General features: G+C 43.8%; 2 protein-coding genes. Both read right to left on the bottom strand.

From position 1 onward, the window contains the following. Positions 1-624: 624 nt before the first annotated feature. Positions 625-2,913: a diguanylate cyclase gene (locus AC4EVX_RS12660; protein ID WP_177977251.1), complete on the bottom strand. Its 2,289-nt coding sequence runs from the start codon at positions 2,911-2,913 to the stop codon at positions 625-627. 200 nt (positions 2,914-3,113) lie between these two features. Next, entirely contained in the window at positions 3,114-4,571 is a 1,458-nt protein-coding gene (locus AC4EVX_RS12655; protein ID WP_177977250.1) for an extracellular solute-binding protein, read from the bottom strand. Between the last annotated feature and the right edge of the window lie 398 nt (positions 4,572-4,969).

The following is a 4,969-nucleotide window of genomic DNA, read 5'->3' as shown; positions in this document are numbered from 1 at the left end:
AATAGATTAACCACTAGCTAATTATTAAACCGTTCTACTGTTGTTTGGTTTGTTTTTGTTCTGAATTTCTCAATTCAAAGATGTCTTTACCAAAAGACTCTTTTTTATAAGAATTTTCAGGGTTTTAAACACTGTTCAATCTTTCATTTTCAAGGTTCAGTTTGTTGCTTTATTTTCAGCAGCAACTTTTTTATTTTATCACGTTGCTTTTGAATTGTCAAGCACTTTTTATTTTATTTTGAAGTTTTTTGACTTCTTCGTTGTTCGCATCTCAGCGGCAACTTTTATATCATATCACATTGTCGTTAATCTGTCAACAACTTTTTTATTTTTCTCTGATTTTCTTTTTTAATCAGTGCCCCTTTTTCAGGGGCGAGGATTATAATATCATACCCACAAACAAACGTCAAGCACTTTTTTCACTTTTTTCTGACTTTCATGTTTTTTCTGTTTTTTTATATTTTATCTTAAAATCACAAATACCTCGATTGTCTCGATCAAACCATTGTCTTCCTCAACTGACTCGAAAGGACTTTCCTGGATCAAAGCACAAAGGACAGAGAGGAGGAACCTGGTCCATGATTCCTGTCAACTCTTATCTGCTCATCCGACTCACTGTACTTCCTATGCCTTCTTGTAATCCCTGATTGCGCCCTTTGTACTGTGCTTCACCTCATACATTGCACTGTCGGAATAGATTTTCAGCTGTTCATACTCGATGCTGTCCTTCGGATACCACGCTACACCTCCAGAAAGTTGCAGTGACAATTTCCTTCCATCCGGAAGATCCAGAGATGCCTCCCGAATCTTCTCCTTGAGAATCTCAATCTTCTCCCGAACCTCTTTCTCCGTCTCATATCCATAGAGAAAGATCTGGAACTCATCACCAGACTGTCTTGATACAATGCTTTTCTCCGGCACTGAACTCTGAAAACAATGTGCCGCCGTTTTCAAATATCGATCTCCAAACTCATGTCCGTAGGTATCGTTGACAAACTTAAGCTCATCCATATCGATCATCAAAAGAGCCGCCGTTTTCAGCACAGTTTCTCCCTGATCAAAGAGCTGTTGCATCTTTCTCAAGAATGCACGGCGATTCAAAATGCCAGTCAGCAGATCATGATCGCGCTCAAATTCAATGCTCTTGCGCTCAAGCGTCGTGTCCGTGACATCTTCCACCAGTCCGATGCACCGGTTTCCATCATCGCTGAGCGTCATCCGGACGTAGCGCACAGATGTTGGATTTTCTTTCTGTGCTGCTTCCACACGGTTTCTCTCCGTCGATTTTTCCGCACTTGTCTCTGCCTTTGATTCCCTAGCCGTCTCTGATCCCTTTCTTTGCAGAACCGGAATTTTGTAAATGCGCTCCTGACGCTTTTTCTCATCGATATATTGTCTGGAATTTCTTCTATATGGTTCAAGGTCCTTTATGATTCTCTCAAACTCTTGAATCGTCAGATCCTCGCTGATCTCCCTGTCTATCTCAAACATTTCAAAGAACTTGTCTGTGAGAAAGACACTGTTTTCCTCACGGTTTGTCTCAAACAGCGCAATCGGAACGCTCGTCATATTGATGATATGAGCGATTCTCTCCGCCTCATAGAACATTTCCTGGTTCAAATCCTCCAGTTTTTCCGCGAGCAGATCAATCTCACGGATGCCTGTCCGGTCAAATTGAATTCCAACCGACGGGCGTGCACTCTGCACATTTCTTGTCAGATGAGAAATCGGGTGTGAGATCATCGAACTGATCAACGCTCCTCCGGCAATACCGACCCCCATCATCAGAAGAACCGCTCGAATCAGGACCTGGATCACTCGGTCGGAAAAGACGAAGAGATCTTTTGTCTCCGCTGCCCCGATCAGTGCCCACCGCTGATTGCTGAATGCCGTATTCCTATTGTAGAGATTGAGATACTCGACATCGCAGTAGATCTTCTTTCCCTGCTCATTCTCAATCAGCGCGTCATCGCCATCCCAGACAATCGTCCAGTTGTCATTTTCCTTCAAAACCTGATTGTACAGAGGACCATTTACCATTGCACGATAAAATACACCGTCGTCCTCATTTTCCGCACCAAGAAGATACAAGCCCGCATTTCCATTCAAAAGCTCTCTCGACGGAATCAGTGTCTTGAGATAATCGATCGTGAGATCTATGCCCAGAACTCCGTAAACTCTGCCCGTCGGAAGAACCAACGGCACAGAATAAGAAATCACATCCTTCTCCTCCCGGTCAAGCCTGTGTGACAGACTCCAATAGCCAAGATCGGAAACTGCCATTTTCTGAGGATTTTGAGTCTCAAGGGCTGTCTGATACGGTTCGTAGAAGTAGGCATCATATTTTCCATTTTCTCCAAACGAAAACTGCGGTTCCCAGAGCTTCCCAAGAGAAATATTCAGGGTTTTTACGATCTCCGCCGGTGCATATTTCAAAATCAGATCCTCATTTCGATCAGAAGGACGCGCATCCGGATCATAATCGCGAATATAAATTCCCGGCTTATCTTTATAAATCCCCTGATTTTCAGACTCTCGAAGATCATCGGTATTTAAAATTAAAAACGCACCCGTCACCTCATTGTTTCGCATCAGGTCAATCAGAAGTGGGGCAGACCGGCGCAGAAGTGGGAGTGCCTCCGCAGAGCCGTCATCCAGCGTATTCCATGAGATTTTTCCCATGAGAAGCAGATCTGAGGTGATTCCATTGATTGAGGAAACGGTATCCGACACATCCGACCAGCGCAAAAGCATCTTTCTCTCCAGATAACTCTTTCGATTGATGACACGCTCTTTTAAAATCGCCTTTTCATTTTGCTCCATGTAGGAGATCAGATCTCCGCCGAAAATCATTCCCGCAAAGATCGCCACCTCCGCCGAGACAAGCAGAATCATCGGAAGCAGAAGTTTCAAAAGAACAGGAATGTTCTTCGGGGTATTTGGATTTTTCGTCGTTCCTGTTTTTTTCTCTCTTATTCTTTTCTCTTTTATTCTTTTCTCTTGTACTTCTTTCTGCTTTATCGCTTTTTCTTTCGTTTCCTCTACTGTTTCCTCTACTATTTTCTCTGTATTTTCATCTGTTTTTTCATCTGTGCTTCTGTTTTCGTCTTCACTCATTTTATCAGATTCTCCAGCTGTGTTTTTACAGATTGATACCAGTTTTCAAACCAGTCATCACTCACAAAACTCTCCGTCGCTTCCTCCAGACTCATACCATTTCGTATACGCTCCAAAACAACCTGTCGATCCGCTGTTGCCCGGTCTGACATCGAATACTGCAAGACATTTCTCGCATCCGTTCCATTTTCAAATGCCGGCATCGTATAATGCTGATTGTGGTTGATCGTGTTTACCGCCGCACGAAGAACCGGAAGATTCGTGGACTCCTCCCACATCTCCGAACAGATCCGATCGACGTTGTTTGCCTCTTTGGTGACCGGAAGATAGCCGGAGGTCACTGCAAACTGAATATTTCGATCATCCTGAGTAAACCATTTTAAAAACTCAATCGAGGCATAGATCGATTTTTCGTCCGTCTTCGTGACAACCATTCCGGCTCCCTGCTGAACGGCAAAATTCTCTGAATTTTCAAATCGCGGACACTCCAGTGCCTCTAACTCAATCGGATACCTCTCATTGTCGCTTAAAATTACCTCTTCCGGGAAGAAACTGCTTCCCGAAGAAGAACCAACAAAAGCGATCAGATTGCCTGTCTTGATGTCATCACTTCGGAATCTCCCGGATGCCCCGAAATATCCCTTCACAAACGGAATATAAAAATTGTCCCAGATTTTGCGCATCACATCATGATCAAAATTCAGGGTAACCTTTTCATCTTTTATCGAAAAGATCTTCACTCCGAGCTGACGCGCACCGGTCAAAATATAATTTGCCATTGCATCTCTTCCGAAAAATGCCTTTCCGTCATTCGGTTCCGGTGTGAGACTGTCTGTCCACTCATAATACTCCTGCGCCGTCCGTGTGATTCCCTCGATCGTCTTTAAATCATCCATACTCGCGCCTGTGCTCTCTGCGAACCGATCCCAGTCGGTCTTATTCAGCATAAACACCTCTGTGGACTTCGCAATCGGAAAAATCTTCAGGCTTCCATCATTTGAGAAAGCGCCCTCCTCCAGATAACTCTTCACAAAACGGCTCTGCTCTTTCTCGGACAGATACGGGCGAATGTCAACGACGTAGCCAAGCTGATCAACCGCGTAAGCCGTATCGGCATAGGCTGCAAAAATATTGGGCAGTTCACTTGCGCCAACCTTGCGTTTCACTGCATCGAGCACATTGCTCTCCAGTTCATTGACATTTCCCATGCTGTAAGCATCCACATAGATTCCCTGTTTCTCACCCTCCGTCTCATTAAACTCTTCGACCAGATCCTCAAACGCCTGCATCTGAGCGCCATTGTAGTAATTCCACACGGTAATCGTCACCGGATGCTTGGGATCTGGTTTCTCAACCTTTTTTCCCTCTCCAATCTGTCCCATACTGCAACCGGTCAAAAGCAGTCCGGTCGCGAACAAAATTCCACATGCCCACCTTTTGCAAATTCTTCTCATATTCTCCCACCGCCTTTTGACGCCTTCCAAATATCCTCTACGACTTTACCTTTGAATATGAAAAATGGGATCGGATTCTCTTCCAAAAGCCGATCCCACATTCGCGGTCTATTTTCACAATGCTTCTATGTTTTAAATTATCAGAATATATTTGATCTGTCAAGAAAATCTCCTCATTCTCCCGGTTTCTTGCCATCCGTCAGCCAATGCTCTGGATGTAAAAAATAAAGCTCCAAACCGGGCACAATGATTTTGTTTCACCCTGTTTAAAAATTGGAGTGTGTCCGAAAAATTCTCAGGCACACTCCAATAAAAATATTACAATCAAATTTTATTTTTAAAGAACTAAGACTTCCCATACCTAAAATGGGATTCGCACCTTGAAAATTCAATATTTC

It is taken from the genome of Brotaphodocola sp., from assembly GCF_983179755.1.
The sequence above is the reverse complement of the archived record's forward strand: the minus strand, read 5'-3'. Positions and strand labels throughout refer to the sequence as shown.